This window comes from Pseudomonas sp. NFPP04, assembly GCF_900113815.1.
In the GTDB taxonomy this organism is placed as follows: Bacteria; Pseudomonadota; Gammaproteobacteria; order Pseudomonadales; family Pseudomonadaceae; genus Aquipseudomonas; species Aquipseudomonas extremorientalis.
On sequence record NZ_FOQS01000003.1, the window covers coordinates 415,256 to 436,329 of the forward strand.

The following is a 21,074-nucleotide window of genomic DNA, read 5'->3' on the forward strand; positions in this document are numbered from 1 at the left end:
TTCCCGTAAGCCGATTTCAGGCAGGAACCCCATGATGGACGCCTTCGAACTTCCCCGCACCCTGGTCCAGTCCCTTCAACGTCGCGCCGCGCAGACCCCGGACCAGGTCGCCTTGCGCTTCCTCGCCGAATCCGCCGAGCACAGCGTTGTGCTCAGTTATCGCGACCTCGACCAGCGCGCCCGCACCATCGCCGCTGCCTTGCAGGCCAATGCCGAGCTGGGCGATCGTGCGGTGCTGTTGTTCCCCAGCGGCCCGGATTACGTCGCGGCGTTCTTTGGTTGCCTGTACGCGGGGGTGATCGCGGTGCCGGCTTATCCGCCGGAGTCCACCCGGCGCCATCATCAAGAGCGCCTGCTGTCGATCATCAGCGATGCCGAGCCGCGCCTGTTGCTGACCATCGCCAGTCTCGCCGATGGCCTGGCGCAGATCGAAAATGCACCGCCGGTATTAAGCGTCGATAGCCTGGAAGGTGTCGGCAATTGGGTCGGCCCTGACCTGCACCCGGACGATATCGCCTTCCTGCAATACACCTCCGGCTCCACTGCGCTGCCCAAGGGCGTGCAAGTCAGCCACGGCAACCTGGTGGCCAACGAAGTGCTGATCCGGCGCGGTTTCGGCATCGACCTCAACCCCGACGACGTGATCGTCAGCTGGCTGCCGCTGTACCACGACATGGGCCTGATCGGCGGCCTGTTGCAACCGATCTTCAGTGGCGTACCGTGCGTGCTGATGTCGCCGGCCTACTTTCTCGGCCGGCCGTTACGCTGGCTGGAAGCGATCAGCGAATACGGCGGAACCATCAGTGGCGGGCCGGATTTCGCCTATCGCCTGTGCAGTGAGCGGGTCAGTGAATCGGCCCTGGACCGCCTGGACCTGAGCAAATGGCGCGTGGCCTATTCCGGGTCCGAACCGATCCGCCTCGACACGCTGGAACGCTTCGCCGAAAAGTTCGCCACCTGTGGTTTCACCCCGAACAATTTCTTCGCCTCCTACGGCCTTGCCGAGGCGACCCTGTTCGTCGCCGGCGGTAGCCGTGGCCATGGCATTCCCGCGCTGCGCGTCGACGAACAGGCCCTGGCCGCCAACCGTGCCGAGCCAGGGCAGGGCAGTGCGATCATGAGTTGCGGCACCAGCCAACCCGAACACGCGGTGCTGATCGCCGATCCGCACAGCCTCACCGAACTGCCCGATAACCACGTCGGCGAACTCTGGGCCAGCGGGCCGAGTATCGCCCACGGCTACTGGCGCAACCCCGAGGCCACCGCCAAGACCTTCGTGCAACATGCCGGCCGTACCTGGCTGCGCACCGGCGACCTGGGTTTTATCCGTGACGGCGAGGTGTACATCACCGGCCGCCTCAAGGACCTGCTGATCGTGCGCGGCCACAACCTGTACCCGCAGGACATCGAGCAGACCGTCGAGCGCGAAGTGGAAGTGGTACGCAAAGGCCGGGTCGCCGCGTTCGCGGTGAATGATCAGGGCCTGGAAGGCATCGGCATTGCCGCCGAAATCAGCCGCAGCGTGCAGAAGATCCTGCCGCCCGATGCGCTGATCAAGGCGATCCGCCAGGCCGTCGCCGAGGCCTATCAAGAGGCGCCGAGCGTGGTGGTGTTGCTCAATCCCGGTGCCTTGCCGAAGACTTCCAGCGGCAAGGTGCAACGTGCGGCGTGTGCGCTTCGTCACAGGGACGGCAGCCTCGACAGCTATGCGCAGTTCCCCGATCTGCAAGCGCAGGTGAGCACCGGAGCGCTGGAGTCCGACCTGCAAAACCAGATCGCCGCGATCTGGTGCGAACAGTTGCAGGTCGCGACCGTTGCGGCCGATGACCACTTCTTCCTGCTCGGCGGCAACTCCATCACTGCCACCCAAGTGGTCGCGCGCCTGCGTGAAACCCTCGGCCTGGAGTTGAGCCTGCGCCTGCTGTTCGAAGCGCCGACCCTGCAAGGCTTTGCCGCGACTGTCGCGCAATTGCAGCAGGATGGCGGCGTCGCCCAAGGTGTAATCCACAAGCTGTCCCGTCAGGAGGAACTGCCCCAATCCCTGGCACAGAACCGCCTGTGGATCACTTGGCAACTGGACCCGCACAGCAGCGCCTACACCATCCCCGGAGCCCTGCGCCTGCGCGGCGAGTTGGACGAAGACGCGGTGCGCGCCAGCTTCCAGCAATTGATCCAGCGCCACGAAGCCCTGCGTACGCGCTTCTATGAGCGCGACGGCCAGGCTTTCCAGCGTGTCGACGCCAAAGCGGATTTCGAACTGCAAGTCATCGACCTCAGCGACCTGCCCGTTGCCGAGCGCGAAGCCCGTGCGCAACAGATCCGCGAAGACGAAGCGCGCACCCAGTTCGACCTGGAAAAAGGCCCGCTGCTGTGGGTGACCCTGGTGCGCCTCGACGATGAAGATCACCAACTGCTGGTGACGCTGCACCACATCATCGCCGACGGCTGGTCGCTCAACATTTTGATCGACGAATTCTCGCGCCTCTACGCCGCCGCAGCCCAAGGCCAGACCCTGGAACTGCCGCCCCTGGTCCTGCAATACGCCGACTACGGCAGTTGGCAGCGCCAATGGCTGGCCGAAGGTGAAGGCCAGCGCCAACTGGCGTACTGGAAAGCGCAGTTGGGTGAAGAGCATCCCACCCTCAGCCTGGCGACCGACCACCCGCGCTCGGTACACCACTGTCACAGTGCCTCACGCCACACCGTGCGGCTTGGCGCCAGCCTCAGCAAAGCGATTCGCCACGCCGCCCAGGCCAACGAGTCCACCCCATTCATGCTGCTGTTGGCGGCATTCCAAAGCCTGCTGCATCGCTACAGCGGCCAGCGCGATATCCGCATCGGCGTGCCCAACGCCAACCGCCCGCGCCAGGAAACCCAAGGCCTGGTCGGCTTCTTCATCAACACCCTCGTGTTGCGTGCCGAGCTAGATGGGCGCCTGCCGTTCAACGAGCTATTGGCCGCGACACGCCAAACGGCATTGGGCGCCCAAGCCCATCAGGACCTGCCCTTCGAGCAACTGTTGGAAGCTTTCCCGCAAGCCCGCGAACAGGGCCTGTTCCAGGTCATGTTCAACCACCAGCAACGCGACCTCAGCGCCTTGCGTCGCCTGCCGGGCATGCTCGCCGACGAGCTGCCGTGGCATAGCCGCGAAGTCAAGTTCGACCTGCAATTGCACACCGAAGAAGACCGCAACGGGCGCCTGAGCCTGTCGTTCGACTACGCCGATGAACTGTTCGAAAACGCGACCATCCAGCGCCTGGCCGAGCACTACATCAACCTGCTGCATGCCGTCTGCGAACAGCCTCGACAAGCCATCGGCGACCTCATGCTGATGCAGCACGACGAACAGGCGCCATACAGCGAAGCCCCTTGCGCGCCCGCCCAACAGTGGCTGCCCGATCTGCTCAACCAGCAGACCTCGGACAGCACCGCGCTGGTCTGGGACGGCGGCAGCCTGACCTTCGCCCAATTGCACACCCAGGCCAACCGCCTGGCCCACTACCTGCGCGATAAAGGCGTGGGTCCGGACGTGTGCGTGGCCATCGCCGCCGAGCGTTCGCCGCAACTGCTGATCGGCCTGCTGGCGATCATCAAGGCCGGTGGCGCCTACGTCCCCCTGGACCCGGATTACCCCGCCGAACGCCTGGCCTACATGCTCAAGGACAGCGGCGTCCACCTGCTGCTGACCCAGACTGCATTGCTGGAGCGGGTGCCGAGCGCTGACGGCGTGTGCGTGATTGCGATGGACAGCCTGCACCTCGACAGCTGGCCCACCCAGCCGCCCGGCCTGCACCTGCACGGCGATAACCTCGCCTACGTGATCTACACCTCCGGTTCCACCGGTCAGCCCAAGGGTGTGGGCAATACCCATGCGGCGCTCGCCGAGCGCTTGCAGTGGATGCAGGCCACTTATCAACTCGACGCCACCGATGTACTGATGCAAAAGGCGCCGATCAGTTTCGACGTGTCAGTGTGGGAATGTTTCTGGCCGCTGATCAGCGGTTGCCGCCTGGTGCTGGCCGGCCCCGGTGAGCATCGCGATCCGCATCGCATCGCGCAGTTGGTGCAGGAGCATGGCGTGACCACGCTGCACTTTGTGCCGCCGCTGTTGCAGCTGTTTATCGATGAGCCGCAGGTGGCCGAATGCACCAGCCTGCGCCGCCTGTTCTCGGGTGGTGAAGCCTTGCCCGCCGAGCTGCGCAACCGCGTGCTGGCACAGTTGCCAGCGGTGCAATTGCACAACCGTTATGGCCCCACCGAAACCGCGATCAACGTGACCCACTGGCACTGCCACGCCGAAGACGGCGAGCGCTCGCCGATTGGCCGTCCGCTGGGCAATGTGATCTGCCGCGTGCTGGACGAGCAGCTCAACCCGGTGCCACTGGGCGTGCCGGGTGAGCTGTGCATCGGCGGGATTGGCCTGGCGCGGGGTTACCTCGGTCGCCCTGGGTTGACCGCTGAACGCTTTGTTGCCGACCACCAAGGCACACGCCTGTATCGCACCGGCGACCGTGCCCGGTGGAACGCCGACGGTGTGCTCGAGTACTTTGGCCGTCTCGATCAGCAGGTCAAGCTGCGCGGCTTCCGCGTGGAACCGGAGGAAATCGAAGCGCGCCTGCTCGCCCTGGACGGCATCGCCCAGGCCGTGGTGCTGGTGCGTGACGCCCAGTTGCTCGGTTACTACACCGCCCATGCCGAACTGGACGAACAGCAGGTCAGGACCGCCCTGGCCGCCGAACTGCCGGAGTACATGGTGCCCGCGCTGTTGATGCGCCTGGACGCCATGCCGTTGAGCCCCAGTGGCAAGTTGGACCGCCGCGCATTGCCGGAGCCGGTGTGGCAAACCCGTGAGCACGTCGAACCCGAAACGCCGTTGCAACAGCAGATCGCTGCAATCTGGCGCGAGGTCCTCGGGCTGCCGACAATCGGCCTGCATGATGACTTCTTCGCCCTGGGCGGTCACTCCCTGCTGGCTACGCAAATCATCTCCCGCACCCGCCAGGCCTGTGATGTCGAGCTGCCGTTGCGCACCTTGTTCGAAGCCAGCGAGTTGGGCGCTTTCGCCGAACAGATCGGGCTGATCCAGGCCTCGGGCCAACGCAACCAACAAACCGCCATCGCCAAGGTCGACCGTAGCCGGCCGGTGCCGTTGTCCTATTCCCAGCAGCGCATGTGGTTCCTCTGGCAGATGGAACCGGACAGCCCGGCCTACAACGTCGGTGGCATGGCGCGCCTGCGTGGCGTGCTGGATGTGGGGCGTTTCGAGGCGGCGTTGCAAGCGCTGATCATGCGTCATGAAACCCTGCGCACCACCTTCCCGAGCGTCGACGGTGTGGCCTGTCAGAAGGTCTCGGCACAGACCGGCTTGCGCATGGACTGGCAGGACTTCTCCGCGCTGGCCGAACCCGAACGCCAGCAACGCTTGCAGCAACTGGCCGATCACGAGGCGCATACGCCGTTCAACCTGGAAACCGGGCCGTTGCTGCGCGCCTGCCTGGTCAAGGCCGCCGAGCGTGAGCATTACCTGGTGCTGACCTTGCACCATATCGTCACCGAAGGCTGGGCCATGGACATCTTTGCCCGTGAACTCAGCGCGTTGTACGAAGCCTTTATCGACGAACGCCTGTCGCCGCTGGCGCCGTTGCCGGTGCAATACCTGGACTACAGCGTGTGGCAGCGCCAGTGGATGGAAGCGGGTGAACGTCAGCGCCAGTTGGATTACTGGACTCGGCAACTGGGCACCGAACATCCGCTGCTCGAACTGCCTGGCGACCGCCCACGCCCACCGGTGCAAAGCCATCGGGGCGAGTTGTACCGCTTCGATTTGAGCGATGACCTCGCCGCCCGCGTGCGTGCCTTCAACGCCGAACACGGCCTGACCCTGTTCATGACCATGACCGCCACCCTGGCCGTGTTGCTCTACCGCTACAGCGGCCAGACCGACCTGCGCATCGGTGCGCCCGTGGCCAACCGTATTCGCCCGGAAAGCGAAGGGCTGATCGGCGCGTTCCTCAATACCCAGGTGCTGCGTTGCCAGCTCAACGGGCAGATGAACGTGGCTGAGCTGTTCGACCAGGTGCGCCACACCGTGATCGAAGGCCAGTCCCATCAGGACTTGCCCTTCGACCACTTGGTGGAAGCCCTGCAACCGCCGCGCAGCGCGGCCTACAACCCGCTGTTCCAGGTGATGTGCAACGTGCAGCGCTGGGAATTCCAGCAGAGCCGCCAACTGGCTGGCATGACCGTCGAGTACCTGGCCAACGATGCCCGCGCGACCAAGTTCGACCTCAACCTGGAAGTCACCGACCTCGACCATCGCCTGGGTTGCTGCCTGACCTACAGCACCGATTTGTTTGATGAGCCACGCATCGCCCGCATGGCCGAGCATTGGCGCAACCTGTTGGAAGCGTTGATCGCCAATCCCGAGCAGCGTCTGAGCGAATTGCCGTTGCTCAGTGCTACGGAACAGCGCGCGCTACAGGACAGCCTGGGCGTCGAAGCCGGTGAACATCGCCTTGATCAGTGCATTCACACGCTGTTCAGCCAGCAGGCGAAAGCCCGTGGCGATGCGCCCGCGCTGACCTTCGCCGGCGTTACCCTCAGCTACCGCGAACTGGACGCCCGCGCCAATCGCCTGGCCTGGATGCTGCGCGAGCGTGGCGTCGGCCCGCAGGTGCGGGTCGGCCTGGCGTTGCCGCGTTCGCTGGAAATGGTCATCGGCCTGCTGGCGATCCTCAAGGCCGGCGGCGCCTACGTGCCGCTGGACCCGGAATACCCGCTGGACCGCCTGCACTACATGATCGAAGACAGCGGCATCGGCCTGCTGCTCAGCGATGCGGCGATGTTCGAAGCCCTTGGCGAATTGCCGGCGAGCGTGGCGTGCTGGTGCCTGGAAGATGATTTGCCGGTACTCGCCAACTACCCAGCCGATGAGCTGCCGTTTATCAGCCTGCCGCAACACCAGGCGTACTTGATCTACACCTCCGGCTCCACCGGCAAGCCCAAGGGCGTGGTGGTGGCCCACGGTGAAATTGCCATGCATTGCGCGGCGGTGATCGAGCGGTTTGGCATGCGCCCGGACGATTGCGAGCTGCACTTCTATTCGATCAACTTTGACGCCGCCACTGAGCGCCTGCTGGTGCCGTTGCTCAGCGGTGCGCAGGTGGTGTTGCGTGCCCAGGGCCAGTGGGATGCCGAGGCAATCTGCGGATTGATCCGCACCCATGGCATCAATATCCTGGGCTTCACCCCGAGCTACGGCAGCCAGTTGGCGCAGTGGTTGGCGACTCAGCAGCAGACCTTGCCGGTGCGCATGTGCATCACCGGCGGCGAAGCCCTGACCGGCGAACACTTGCAGCGCATTCGCGCGGCGTTCCAGCCGCAGGTGTTCTTCAACGCCTATGGCCCGACTGAAACCGTGGTGATGCCGCTGGCCAGCCTTGCACCGAAGCAGTTGGAGGAGGGCGCCGCCAGCGTGCCGATCGGCAGCATCATCGGCGACCGTGTGGCGTACATTCTCGATGCCGACCTGGCCCTGGTGCCGCAAGGGGCGACCGGCGAGTTGTATGTCGGTGGTGCGGGCCTGGCGCAGGGTTATCACGAGCGTCCGGGCATGACCGCCGAACGGTTCGTGGCCGATCCCTTTGCGCGTAACGGCGGGCGCCTTTACCGCACCGGCGACCTGGTGCGCCAACGCGCCGATGGCCTGGTGGAGTACCTGGGACGGATCGACCATCAGGTGAAGGTTCGCGGTTTCCGTATTGAATTGGGCGAAATCGAAACCCGCCTGCTGGAGCACGAGTCCGTGCGTGAAGCAGTGGTGCTGGCGCTGGATTCGCCGAGTGGCAAACAGCTGGTGGCTTACCTGGTCAGCGATGTCGAGCACCACGCATTGCGCGATGCGCTCAAGGCGCACCTCAAGGCGCAACTGCCGGACTACATGGTGCCCGCGCACCTGATCGTGCTTGACAGCATGCCGTTGACCGCCAACGGCAAACTCGACCGTCGTGCGTTACCGCAGCCGGATCCCGAGGCGAATCGCCAGACCTATGTTGCGCCACGCAACGAGCTTGAACAGACGTTGGCAGCGATCTGGTGCGCCGTGCTGAATGTGCAGCAAGTCGGCCTGGACGATAACTTCTTTGAACTGGGCGGTGATTCGATCCTGTCGATCCAGGTGGTCAGCCGTGCGCGGCAGGCCGGGATTCATTTCAGCCCTCGCGACCTGTTCCAGCACCAGACCGTGCAAACCCTGGCCGCCGTGGCCACGCGCTCCGAGCTCATCTGCGCCGAGCAAGGCGTGCTCACCGGCCGCTCGGGCCTTACCCCGATCCAGCACTGGTTCTTCGACACCGAGATCCCGAACCGTCAACACTGGAACCAGGCGCTGGTCCTCAAACCCTTGCAACTGCTGGACCCTCATCGCCTGGAGCAAGCGCTGCTGGCGGTGCTGGAACACCACGATGCGCTGCGCCTGAGCTTTTCCCAGCGCGATGCACAGTGGCACGCCGAGCATCTGGCCGTGCCGGAAGGTGGCGTGCTGATGCAGGCGCAAGTGCGTGATATGGCGCAGTGCACCGCGCTGTTCACCGACACCCAGCGCAGCCTCGACCTGCAACACGGCCCGCTGCTGCGCGCCTTGCTGGTGGACGGCCCCCAAGGGCAACAACGCCTGCTGATCGCGATCCATCACCTGGTGGTGGATGGCGTGTCCTGGCGCATCCTGCTCGAAGACCTGCAAACGGTCTACCGCCAACTGAGCGACGGCCGCTCCGTCAGCCTGCCGGCCAAGACCAGCGCGCTGCGTGACTGGTCTGCGCGTTTGCAGGCGTATGCCGGCAACGAATCCCTGCGCGAAGAATTGAGCCTCTGGCAGGCCCGATTGGCCGGACCGGAAGTGGGGTTGCCGGTGTCTCGCCCGCACGGTTCACGGCGCAATCGCGATGCCGACACCGTCAGCGTGCGCCTGGATGCCGAACACACCCGTCAGTTGCTGCAACAGGCGCCAAGTGCCTACCGCACCCAGGTCAACGACCTGTTGCTGACCGCCCTGGCCCGTGTGCTGTGTCGTTGGACTGGTCATGCTTCGGCACTGATCCAACTGGAAGGCCACGGCCGTGAAACCCTGTTCGATGATATCGACCTGACCCGCAGCGTCGGCTGGTTCACCAGTGCCTACCCGCTGCGCCTGACCCCGCACGCCGGGCAGGGCGATTCGATCAAGGCGATCAAGGAACAACTGCGCGGCGTGCCGCATAAGGGCCTGGGTTATGGCGTGTTGCGCTACCTGGCCGATGATCTGTGCAAACACAGCGTGGCTGCCTTGCACGGCGCGCAGATCACCTTCAACTACCTGGGGCAGTTCGACCAGAGCTTCGGCGCCGATGCGCTGTTCCACCCGCTGGACGAGTCCGCCGGCCTGGCCCATGACCCGGACGCGCCGCTGCCCAACGAGTTGAGCGTCGACAGCCAGGTGTACGGCGGTGAACTGGTGCTGCGCTGGACCTTCAGCCGCCAACGCCATGATCGACAGAGCATCCGTGAACTGGCAGATGCCTATCTCGCTGAGCTGCAAAGCCTGGTCGCGCATTGCCTGCAGGACGACGCCGGTGGCCTCACGCCGTCCGACTTCCCGCTGGCGCACCTGACCCAGGCGCAACTCGACAGCTTGCCGGTGCCGGCCAGCGTCATCGAAGACGTCTACCCGCTGACGCCGATGCAGGAAGGCCTGTTGCTGCATACCCTGCTGGAGCCGGGCACCGGCCTCTACTACATGCAGGACCGCTACCGCATCAACAGCGCCCTCGACCCCGAGCGTTTCGCCCAGGCCTGGCAGGCGGTGATCGCTCGCCACGAAGCCCTGCGTGCGTCGTTCTGCTGGAACATCGGCGAAGACATGCTGCAAGTGATCCACACACCGGGCAGCACGCCGATTGAGTACCTGGACTGGAGCAACGACCCGGAAAGCGAACAGGAACCGCGCCTGCAAGCACTGCTCAAGCAGGAGCGCGAGGCCGGTTTCGATCTGCTCAACCAGGCGCCCTTCCACCTGCGGCTGATCCGCGTCGGCGCCGAGCGCTACTGGTTCATGATGAGCAACCACCACATCCTCATCGATGCGTGGTGCCGTTCGTTGCTGATGAATGATTTCTTCGAAATCTACATGGCCCTGGGCGAAGGCCGCGCCCCGCAACTGGCCACGCCGCCGCGTTATCGCGATTACATCGCCTGGCTGCAACGCCAGAACCTGAGCGAAGCACGCCAGTGGTGGCAGCGGAACCTGCAAGGCTTCGAGCGCACCACACCAATCCCGAGTGACCGGCCGTTCCTGCGTGACCACGCCGGCCACGGTGGCATGGTGGTGGGCGACTGTTACACCCGCCTCGACGCTCGCGACGGTGCGCAGTTGCGCGAACTGGCCCAGGCTCATCAACTGACCGTCAACACCTTCGCCCAGGCGGCATGGGCGCTGGTGCTGCGCCGGCTGAGCGGTGATCGTGATGTGTTGTTCGGCGTCACCGTGGCTGGACGCCCGGTGGAAATGCCCGAGATGCAACGCACCGTTGGCCTGTTCATCAACAGCATCGCGCTGCGGGTGAAGCTGCCCGAGGACGACCAGCGTTGCAGCGTGCGCCAGTGGCTGAGCGGTTTGCTCGACAGCAATATGCAACTGCGCGAGTACGAATACCTGCCGCTGGTGACGATCCAGGAACTCAGCGAACTGCCCAAGGGCCAGCCGCTGTTCGACAGCCTGTTCGTGTTCGAAAACGCCCCGGTGGAAGTCTCGGTGCTGGACCGTGCGCAAAGCCTGAATGCCACCTCGGACTCCGGCCGCACCCACACCAACTTCCCGCTGACGGCCGTGTGCTATCCGGGCGATGACCTGGGGCTGCACCTGTCCTATGACCAGCGCTATTTCGACGAAACCACCGTGCAAGGCATGCTCGGTGAGTTCAAGCGCCTGCTGCTGGCGCTGGTGCAGGGCTTCCATGGCGACATGGCCGACCTGCCGCTGATTGGCGAGCAGGAGCGTGAGTTCCTGGTGGAGGGTTGTAACCAGAGCGAGCATGCCTACCCGCTTGAGCGCAGCTATATCGAGTTATTCGAAGAACAGGTGGCCGCGCATCCGCAGCGCATCGCCGCCAGTTGCCTCGACCTGCAATGGACTTATGAAGAGCTGAACCGGCGCAGTAACGGACTGGGTCATGCGCTGATTGAAGCCGGCGTGGGCCTCGATCAACCGGTGGCGTTGCTGGCCGAACGCAACCTCAACCTGCTGGGCATGATCATCGGCAGCTTCAAGGCCGGTGCCGGTTACCTGCCGCTGGACCCCGGCCTGCCGAGCCAGCGTCTGCGCAGCATCATCGACCTGAGCCGCACGCCGCTGCTGGTGTGCACCGAGGTGTGCCGCGAGCAGGCCATCGAGTTGCTGGACGGCTTCGACTGCCAACTGTTGGTGTGGGAAGAGATACCGGCACGTGGCGAAAACCCCGGGATCTACAGTGGCCCGGACAACCTCGCCTATGTCATCTACACCTCGGGCTCCACCGGCCTGCCCAAGGGCGTGATGGTGGAGCAGCGCGGCATGCTCAATAACCAGTTGAGCAAGGTGCCGTACCTGGCCTTGAGTGACGCGGATGTGATCGCGCAGACCGCGTCGCAGAGCTTCGATATTTCCGTGTGGCAGTTCCTTGCCGCGCCGCTGTTTGGCGCACGGGTGGATATCGTGCCGAACACTATCGCGCATGATCCCCAAGGTCTGCTGGAACACGTTCAGACCCTAGGAATCACCGTGCTGGAAAGCGTGCCATCACTGATCCAGGGCATGCTGGCTCAGGACCGTATAGGGTTGGACGGCCTACGCTGGATGCTGCCAACCGGCGAAGCGATGCCACCGGAGCTGGCGCACCAGTGGTTGCTGCGTTATCCAGAGATTGGTTTGGTGAACGCCTATGGCCCGGCGGAATGTTCGGACGATGTGGCCTTCTACCGTGTCGACCTGGCGTCGACCCGTGGCACTTACCTGCCGATTGGTACACCGACCGACAACAACCGTTTGTACCTGTTGGATGGTGCGCTGGAGCTGGTGCCCCAGGGTGCTGTGGGTGAGTTGTGCGTCGCCGGCACCGGCGTAGGTCGCGGTTACGTCAGTGACTCGCTGCGCACCGCCCCGGTGTTTGTGCCGAACCCGTTCGGTGCGCCGGGCGAGCGCCTGTACCGCACGGGCGACCTGGCGCGCCGTCGCAGTGACGGCGTGCTGGAGTATGTCGGGCGTGTCGATCATCAAGTGAAGATTCGCGGCTACCGCATCGAACTGGGTGAAATCGAAGCGCGCCTGCACGAACAGCCGGAAGTGCGCGACGCGGCGGTGGGCGTGCAGGAGGGCGTCAACGGCAAGCACCTGGTTGGCTACCTGGTGGCGGCGGATGCAGTGCTTAACCCAGGCGAACGCCTGGACCGCATCAAGCAACGCCTGCGCGCCGAACTGCCGGAATACATGGTGCCGCTGCACTGGCTGTGGCTTGACCGCCTGCCGCTCAACGCCAACGGCAAACTCGACCGCAAGGCCCTGCCGGCCCTGGAGATCGGCCAGTTGCACAGCCAGGACTACTTGGCGCCGCGCAACGAACTGGAAACCACCTTGGCTGATATCTGGGCCGAAGTACTGAACGTTGAGCGGGTAGGGGTAGAGGACAACTTCTTCGAACTGGGCGGGCATTCGTTGCTGGCCACGCAGATTGCCTCGCGGGTGCAGAAGACCTTGCAGCGGGATGTGCCGCTGCGGGCGATGTTCGAGTGCAGCACGGTGGCGGAGTTGGCTGAGTATATCGAGGGGCTGGCGGCCAATCAGATCAGTGCCGAGAAGGTGGATCGGTTGAGTGATTTGATGGCGGAGTTGGAAGGGCTTTAATCTTCTTTGTCTGTCAGGGCCTCACCGGGGGCAAGCCTCTCTCCACACTTGGAATGCATTTCAAATGTGGGAGGGGGCTTGCCCCCGATGGCGTCAGTCAAGGCGCCGCCTATTTCGGCCCAAGAATCTTCACCAGCTTCTCCGGCGACGGCGCCCCTTGCTGCTGCTGCAACCCGCCCTTGTCATCCAGATAGAAAATCGCCGGCGTCGCCGACAGCTCCAGCTCATCCATCAACTTCATATTCCCATCAAGCTTGGCCTCGATATCCGCCGGAATCTTGGCCAGCGCCTGCAACTTGCTGCCTTTACCGGCGGCCTCATGTTCTTCCAACGCTTTCTGCGGGTCTTTGGCGGCAAACAGCGCGGCGGATTTGCCTGGGCTGTCTTCGCGGATAATACCGACCATGATATGGCGCAGCTGCACTTTGCCGGCCTTCACCCATGGCCGCGCCTGTTCCCAGAACATGTTGCAGTAGGGGCAGTTGGGGTCGCTGAACAGGTAGACGATGCGTGGCGCCTTGACGTCGCCATCCTGGATCCAGCTGCTTTTTTCCATCTTGGCCCAGACTTCCTTGGCCATTGGTGCGTACACCAATTTCTCCAGCGGTGCGCTGCTCAGGTCGTTGCCTTGGGCATCGTACAGGTTGCCGGCGATCACGCTTTTGCCGTCGGCGGTCAGGTACAGGGCCATGCCACGGTTCTGGTAGCGGGCGGCGTAGCCGGTGAGGCCGCTGGGGGCGTCGAATTTGCCGAGGATTTTGGCGCCCTTGGCTTCAATCTGTTTGATCGGTGCCGGCCAGTCTTCGGCCTGGGCCAGGGTGGCCGCGAGCGTCAGCGGCAGCAGGGTCAGCAGGTGGCGGAGGCTTGGCATGTCGGTTTCCTTTGAGGGACGGTGTCGAAGGGTTCCATGGCGCGGGCCAGGCTGGCCTGGGACAACTCGCCGAGGTGGCTGTTGAGCAGGCGGCCTTCGGCGCTATAGAACAATGTGGTGGGCAGGGCCATGGAACCCACGGCCTGGCCGAGGCGGCCACTGGCGTCGAACAGCACGTTGTCGAGGGTCAGGCCTTGAGTCGCAAGAAAGGTACTGACGCTCTGCATGCTTTCGGCCTGGTTGACGAACAGGAAGGTCACATCAGGACGTTGGTGCTGGGCGCGCTCCAATACCGGCATTTCGCGCCGGCACGGTGGGCACCAGGTGGCCCACAGGTTGATCACCAGCGGGCCGCCCTTGTAGTCGGCCAGTTGCACCACTTCGCCATTGGCATTGCGCAGGGTGATCTGCGGCAGTTGCGAGCCCTTGTCGTACAGGCTCAGGGACAGGCTGGTCATGCCCCAGAACACCAGGCCGGTGATCACCCCGGCACTCAGCGGCTTGCGCAGGGCCGGGCGCCGCCAGCCATAGGCCAGTGCACCAAGGACCAGGGCGATCACGCCGGGCCAGGCGAGGAAGCCGCCGTCGCGCAGGTCGACCATCTGCACCCAGTCGTTGCGGTAGTCGCTCCAGTACATCAGCACAAAGCTGACGCGGGCAGCGAGCATGCCCAGCAGGAACAGGCTGAACAGCACTGATTCCGGGTTTTCACCACCACGCTTGGCCACACGCCAGCCCACCAGGGTGGCGAGAATCAGCGCACTGATCAGCAGGATGTGATTCAGGGCGATGGCGAAGGTGCCGATGGTCAGGGTCAGCATCAGAGTGCATCTCGGGTTTGCGTCCAGCGTTGCAGGAAAGCGGCGGCATCCACTTCGCCGGTGATGCGTTGGGCGCGGCGCTCTTCACCGTCCGGGCCGATCCACACGAAGCTCGGTGGGCCAGGGACTTTGTAGCGACCGAGCAGCGCGCGGCTGGCGGCGTTGTCGGCGGTGACGTCCAGGCGCAGCAGGCGTACGTCTTTGAGCGCCTGCATGACGTCGGGTTTGCCGAACACCTGTTTTTCCATGATCTTGCACGACACGCACCAGTCGGCGTAATAGTCGACCAACACCCATTGGCCTTGGGCCTTGGCGCTGTCGAGCTGGCTTTGCAGCACGGCCGGGTCGCTGATGGTCATGAAGGCGTCGTGGGCGGATGCCGCGCCGGCGCCTCGTGAGCCGCTGTAGACCTTCAACGGTTGCCACAGGTCGTCGCTGCCGCCGGCTGCGCCCACCACCAGCACCGCGCCCCACAGGCCCAGTACCAGGGAGCCCGCGCCAAATACCTTGGCGGCCAGGCCGTATTCGCGGGCCAGGGTCCAGCCACAGTAGGCCATGACCAGCGCGAGTACGCCCCACAGGCCGATCCACAGGTTTTCGCCGACCACCGGGCGGATCATCAGCACGGCGGTGCCGAGGAACAGGAAGCCGAAGACGCCCTTGAGCACGTTCATCCAGGTGCCCGGCTTGGGCAGGAAGCGGTTGCCCACGGTCACCAGCAGCAACAGCGGAATGCCGATGCCGATGCCCATGGCGAACAGGATCAGGCCGCCGTGCAGCGCATTGCCGCTCTGGGCGATGTACAGCAGGGCACCGGCCAGGGGCGCGGTCATGCACGGACCCACCAGCAGGCCGGACAGCGCACCGAGAATCCCTGCGCCCACCAGGCTGCCGCCGCTTTGCTGGCGGCTGACGTTGTCCAGGCGGTCGCGCAGGAACGCCGGCAATTGCAGTTCAAAGAAGCCGAACATCGGCAAGGCGAGGATCACGAACAGCGCAGCGAAGCTGCCGAGGATCCATGGGGTTTGCAGGAGCGCGGCGAGGTTGGCGCCAAGCAAGGCAGCCAATACGCCGAGCGCGGCATACACCAGCGCCATGCACACCACATAGCTGCTGGCCAGGGCAAACCCGCGACGCGGGCTGGCACCACTGCCCACCACCAGGCCGGCGAGAATCGGCAGCATCGGCAATGAACACGGTGCAAAGGCCAACAGCAGTCCCAAGCCAAAGAATATCAACAGGCTCCAACCCAGGCTTCGTTGTTGCAAACCGCTGGCCAGGCTCTGGTCCTGGGCTTGTGCGGTGGCGGCGACGGCCGGTTTGCCACCCAGATCCACGGTGATCGACTGCGGCGGATAACACAGACCCGCATCGGCACAGCCCTGCCAGCCCAGCTTGACCTGGCCGGTGGCGCCGGCGGGAATCTTCACTTCCAGGCCTTGGCGATAGACCTCCTGGTCGCCGAAGAACTCATCGCTGTGATCCTCGCCTTTGGGCAGCACGGGTTTTTCGGCCAGGCCGTCGAACTTCATGCGCTGCTTGTACAGGTAGTAACCGTCGGCAATCTGCCAATACAGCTGCATCTCGCCACTTTCAAGACGTTCGGAGGTAAAGGTGAAGGCCTTGCCCACCGGGAGGAAATCGGGTTTGGTCTCAAACGGGTTGCCCGGCGCGGCCTGGGCCAGCCCCGCGAACAACACCAGCAGAAAGGTAAACAGATGCCGCATGGTCAAGCCTTAGTTCGATGCAAGTAGGCACACAATGTGTGGCGTTGATTAACCGATGATTAACCACGGCTATTCTAGATTGAGTGTGGGGTGATTAGCGGCATAATCTGCGCTTAATCCGCTGCCCCTTTAATCTCCCCATCTTTCATGAAGGGTTCACCATGCACGTACTGGTCTGTGAAGACGACAAACTGATCGCCAGCGGCATTGTGGCCGGCCTCACCGCCCAGGGTTTCACCGTTGAACACGTGGCCACGGCGGGCGCCGCACGCGCGATGCTCAAGGCGGCGACGTTCGACATCATGGTGCTCGACCTGGGCCTGCCGGACGAAGACGGGCTCAAGTTGTTGCAGCAACAGCGCAGCCAGGGCCTGGAGATTCCGGTGCTGATCCTCACCGCGCGGGACTCGGTGACCAATCGCGTCGACGGCCTGCAAGCCGGCGCCGATGACTACCTGCTCAAACCCTTCGACCTGCGCGAACTCGCCGCGCGCCTGCAAACCCTGCTGCGACGGGTGGCAGGGCGCAGTGTCAACCTGATCGAGCATGGCCGCCTGGCCTACGACCCCAGCAGCCGCGAAACCTTTCTGGGCGGCGAGCCGGTTGACCTGTCGCGTCGCGAGCAGGCGCTGTTGCAAGCCCTGCTGCACAACAAAGGCCGGGTGCTGTCCAGCGAACAGCTCAAGGACAGCGTCTACGGCTTCAACGACGAACTGGAAAGCAACGCGCTCAACGTGCATATCCACCACCTGCGGCGCAAATTGGGCAACGGCATTGTCGAGACCGTGCGCGGTCTCGGCTACCGCCTGGGCCCAGCCGATGGGGGCGAGGACGCATCGTGAAAAGCCTGCGCCTGCGCCTGACGTTCAAGCTCGGCGCCGCCTTTGTGCTGATCTGGGCCCTGGCGGCGGCCTGGATGCTCAACGACCTGCGCAACCAGATGATGTTTTCCCTCGACCAGCGCCTGGTCGCGTCGGCACGCATGGTGGCAGGGCTGACCGAGCAGATGCCGGGTCTGGCCAGCGTCAGCGGCGGCGCGCATTTCAGCGCTGAACAATTGAATGTGCCCGGCGGCATGGCCTGCCAGGTCAGTTCCCTGCGCGGGGAAATCCTGGCGCGCAGCCACACCACGCCGGATGAGGGGCTGGAGTCGCGCAAGAGCGGGTTTCGCGACCAGGTCGTCGATGGCGTGGGCTGGCGCAGTTTCACCCTGTCCCGTGGCGACCTGCTGATCACCACGGCCGACCGGCAAGTGGAACGTGAGGCGCTGAACCTGTCGATCCTGCTGGCGGCGTCGGTGCCGGTGGGCGTGGCGATGCTCGGCTGCCTGTGCCTGTTGTGGCTGGGCATCGGCCAGAGCCTGCTGCCGCTCAACCGCATGCGTGACGCCTTGATGCGCCGCAGTGCCGATTCCCTTGAACCGTTGCAGATCCACCCGTTGCCCAGCGAACTCGAGCCACTGCTGGACACCCAGAACCAGCTGTTGCAACGCATTGCCAAGACCATCGAGCGCGAGCGCCGCCTCACCGGTGACGCGGCCCACGAACTGCGCAGCCCGCTCACCGCGATCAAGACCCACCTGCAAGTGGCGCGCATGACCGAAGGTGCGGCCCGCGACCAGTCCCTGGCCCATGCCGAGGAGGGCGCCGACCGCCTGCATCGGACCCTGGAGCAATTGCTGTTGCTGGCACGGGTGGAGGGTAACCTGTCGTTTGACGATGGCATGCACTCCAGCGCCGAAGAAGTAGCGCGCCTGGCGATCCAGGATGCCAATGCCGGTGACAATTCGCGCATCGACCTGATCCTGCCGGACGACCTTTCGGCCACCCCGGTGGAGATGCCGGTGGGCCTGGCGGTCGCCGCCTTGCGTAACCTGCTGGACAACGCGTTGCGCCACACGCCGACCGATACCCGGGTGGAGCTCAGCGTATTCACCGCCGCCGATAATGTGGTGTTCCGCGTGCGTGACCACGGCAAGCAGATTGCCCCCGAGGACCTGCAATACCTGACCCAACGCTTCTGGCGCAACGGTAACAGCGAAGGCTGTGGCCTGGGCCTGGCGATCGTGCAAGCGATCGTGCAGCGCTGTTCCTGCTCGTTGAAGTTCGACAGCGGGCCGGACGGCCTGCGCGTTGACCTGGGTATGCCACTGCGCTGCTGATCACTTTTCTTTCAAGTGCCAAATAGCTACCGCCCTCATGAAGTTGAAGCCTTCAGGATGGCGGTAATTTTTTGCGCTTGAACGGGCTGAATGACTCGGCCTGTATTGAAAAAGGACGGTTCTCATGTTGGTCATCGATACCAGTTTCCCTGCCAGAGGCTTCAACGAACGCAACGGCGAGCCCGTGCGGCAGGTGATCCTGCATTACACCGCAGCGCCTTTTGGTGCCTCCCTGCGCACCCTGACTCAGGATGGGGTGAGTGCACACTACTTGCTGCCCGACCCTGATGAGCCCGACTATCGCGCGGCGGGCTATGAAGAGCTGCGTGTCTTCCGGTTGGTGGAGGAAGACCAGCGCGCCTGGCACGCCGGGGTGAGCCATTGGGCGGGGCGCGACAACCTCAACAGCCGCTCGATTGGCATCGAGATCGTCAACCAGGCGCGGGATGACGGCGGTGTGTTCAGCTTTCCGGCCTATGCGCCGGAACAGACCGACGTGTTGATTGCACTGGTTCGCGACATTCTTGAGCGATACCCGCAGATCGGGCCCACCGACATCCTCGGGCATGCGGACGTGGCGTTCGGTCGCAAGAGTGATCCGGGGCCGCGCCTGCCGTGGCGGTGTCTGCATGAAGCAGGGGTGGGGGCCTGGTTTGATGAGGCGACACGGGCGATGTATCAGCGCCGGTTTTGCCTGGGCCTGCCGCCGGAGGTCGAGGTAGAGCGGGCGTTTCAACGCTATGGCTATGCGCCGGCGAAGAACCGGCAAGGGTTTGAACAGAGGACGCGGGCGTTTCAGATGCACTTTCGGGCGCGGGATTACTGCGGGTTCCTGGATGCGGAGACCTGCGCGATTTTGTATGCGTTGAATGAAAAGTACCGTGGTCTTTGACGCCGAACGCAATTCCAATGTGGGAGGGGGCTTGCCCCCGATTGCGCTCTGTCAGTCCCGACACCAGTGACTGATCCACTGCTATCGGGAGCAAGCCCCCTCCCACATTTGGTTTTGTATTCACTGGCGAGTGATCAAAGGCCCTAAATCCCCTCGACGCTGGTGCGTTTCCAGAACAGGAAATCCGTGCGCATGCCCCTTGGGGCCAGACGCCAGCGGATCGGCAGTTTGGTCACCATCATCAGCGTATTGAGGGATCGAGAAATGTCAGTCGCTACCAGCCGTATCGAAGACGCCCAGGTGCATGAAACGCTTTACCAGTTCGACGAAACCCCGCTGCTGGCCCGTCAACGCCAACAGGAATCCAATGCCCGCAGCTACCCGCGGCGCATTCCCCTGGCACTCAAGCGTGCCAAGGGGATTTACGTGGAAGACGTCGAAGGGCGCAGCTTCATCGACTGCCTGGCCGGCGCCGGCACCCTCGCGCTGGGGCATAACCACCCGGTCGTGATCGAGGCTATTCAACAGGTGCTGGCTGATGAATTGCCCCTGCACACGCTGGACCTGACCACCCCGGTCAAGGACCAGTTCGTGCAGGACCTGTTCGGTTTGTTGCCGCCGGCGCTGGCGCGGGAAGCGAAAATCCAGTTCTGCGGCCCCACCGGCACCGATGCGGTGGAAGCCGCATTGAAATTGGTACGCACCGCCACCGGGCGCAGCACCGTATTGTCATTCCAGGGCGGTTATCACGGCATGAGCCAGGGCGCCTTGAGCCTGATGGGGAGCCTGGGACCGAAGAAACCCCTGGGTGCCTTGCTCGGCAGTGGCGTGCAATTTCTGCCATACCCCTACGACTATCGTTGCCCGTTCGGCTTGGGCGGCGCGGAAGGCGTGCGGGTCAACCTGCACTACCTGGAAAACCTGCTGAATGATCCGGAGGCCGGTGTATTACTGCCGGCGGCGGTGATTGTCGAAGTGGTGCAGGGCGAGGGCGGTGTGATTCCGGCTGACCTGGACTGGCTGCGCGGCCTGCGCCGTATCACCGAGCAGGCGGGCGTGGCGTTGATCGTCGATGAGATCCAGAGTGGTTTCGGCCGTACCGGCAAGATGTTTGCCTTCGAGCACGCCGGGATCATCCCGGATGTGGTGGTGATGTCCAAGGCCATCGGCGGCAGCCTGCCGCTGGCGGTGGTGGTGTACCGCGACTGGCTCGACACCTGGCTGCCGGGCGCCCATGCCGGGACCTTCCGTGGCAACCAGATGGCCATGGCGGCGGGGTCGGCGGTGATGCGCTACCTCAAGGACCATGATCTGGCCGGCCATGCGGCGGCCATGGGCGAGCGCCTCGGTGAACACCTGCGCATCCTGCAGCGCGACTTCCCGCACCTGGGTGATATTCGTGGTCGCGGGCTGATGCTCGGCGTGGAGCTGGTCGACCCGACTGGCACGCCGGACATTCAAGGCCATCCGCCCGTGCATCGCCAATTGGCGCCGCTGGTGCAGCGTGAATGCCTCAAGCGCGGGCTGATCCTCGAACTGGGCGGTCGGCATGGCAGCGTGGTGCGTTTCCTGCCGCCGCTGGTGATTACCGCCAGCGAAGTGGACCGGGTGGCGGACATCTTCGGACGCGCGTTGGCGGCGGCGGTCGCCAGCCTCTAATTTTTTGCCAGCCTGGTACGTTTCTACAGATAT

Annotated in this window: 8 protein-coding genes; 5 read left to right on the forward strand and 3 right to left on the reverse strand. The window is 64.1% G+C overall.

The window, feature by feature from the left end; all coding sequences use genetic code 11:
- Positions 1 to 31: 31 nt before the first annotated feature.
- Positions 32 to 12,910 carry a non-ribosomal peptide synthetase gene (locus BM017_RS09270; RefSeq protein ID WP_092243114.1) on the forward strand — a complete coding sequence of 4,293 codons (12,879 nt, stop codon included), beginning with the start codon at positions 32 to 34 and terminating at the stop codon, positions 12,908 to 12,910.
- A gap of 109 nt (positions 12,911 to 13,019) precedes the next feature.
- Here the strand turns inward: BM017_RS09270 and dsbG are convergent, their stop codons facing one another.
- The 3 genes from dsbG to dsbD are packed head-to-tail and all read right to left on the reverse strand — an operon-like array spanning position 13,020 to position 16,329.
- Positions 13,020 to 13,781, reverse strand: coding sequence for a thiol:disulfide interchange protein DsbG (gene dsbG, locus BM017_RS09275; RefSeq protein WP_092243122.1), 762 nt, complete (start codon positions 13,779 to 13,781; stop codon positions 13,020 to 13,022).
- The gene (locus BM017_RS09280) at positions 13,757 to 14,602 is read right to left on the reverse strand and encodes a TlpA disulfide reductase family protein (RefSeq protein ID WP_092243125.1); all 846 of its coding nucleotides are present in this window, start codon (positions 14,600 to 14,602) and stop codon (positions 13,757 to 13,759) included. The genes dsbG and BM017_RS09280 overlap by 25 nt, the downstream gene beginning before the upstream one ends.
- Positions 14,602 to 16,329 (reverse strand): protein-disulfide reductase DsbD, encoded by a 1,728-nt coding sequence (gene dsbD / locus BM017_RS09285; RefSeq protein ID WP_092243127.1) that lies wholly within the window; start codon positions 16,327 to 16,329, stop codon positions 14,602 to 14,604. The genes BM017_RS09280 and dsbD overlap by 1 nt, the downstream gene beginning before the upstream one ends.
- 161 nt (positions 16,330 to 16,490) lie before the next feature.
- Between dsbD and BM017_RS09290 the strand changes: the two genes are divergently transcribed.
- From BM017_RS09290 to BM017_RS09305, 4 genes are all read left to right on the forward strand, one after another.
- Positions 16,491 to 17,171, forward strand: coding sequence for a response regulator (locus BM017_RS09290; RefSeq protein ID WP_028617287.1), 681 nt, complete (start codon positions 16,491 to 16,493; stop codon positions 17,169 to 17,171).
- On the forward strand, positions 17,168 to 18,490 hold the full coding sequence (locus tag BM017_RS09295; protein WP_092243130.1) for an ATP-binding protein: 1,323 nt from the start codon (positions 17,168 to 17,170) through the stop codon (positions 18,488 to 18,490). The genes BM017_RS09290 and BM017_RS09295 overlap by 4 nt, the downstream gene beginning before the upstream one ends.
- A 124-nt stretch (positions 18,491 to 18,614) precedes the next feature.
- Positions 18,615 to 19,382 carry an N-acetylmuramoyl-L-alanine amidase gene (locus BM017_RS09300; protein ID WP_092243135.1) on the forward strand — a complete coding sequence of 256 codons (768 nt, stop codon included), beginning with the start codon at positions 18,615 to 18,617 and terminating at the stop codon, positions 19,380 to 19,382.
- A gap of 264 nt (positions 19,383 to 19,646) precedes the next feature.
- On the forward strand, positions 19,647 to 21,041 hold the full coding sequence (locus tag BM017_RS09305; RefSeq protein ID WP_092243138.1) for an aspartate aminotransferase family protein: 1,395 nt from the start codon (positions 19,647 to 19,649) through the stop codon (positions 21,039 to 21,041).
- Positions 21,042 to 21,074 lie beyond the last annotated feature (33 nt).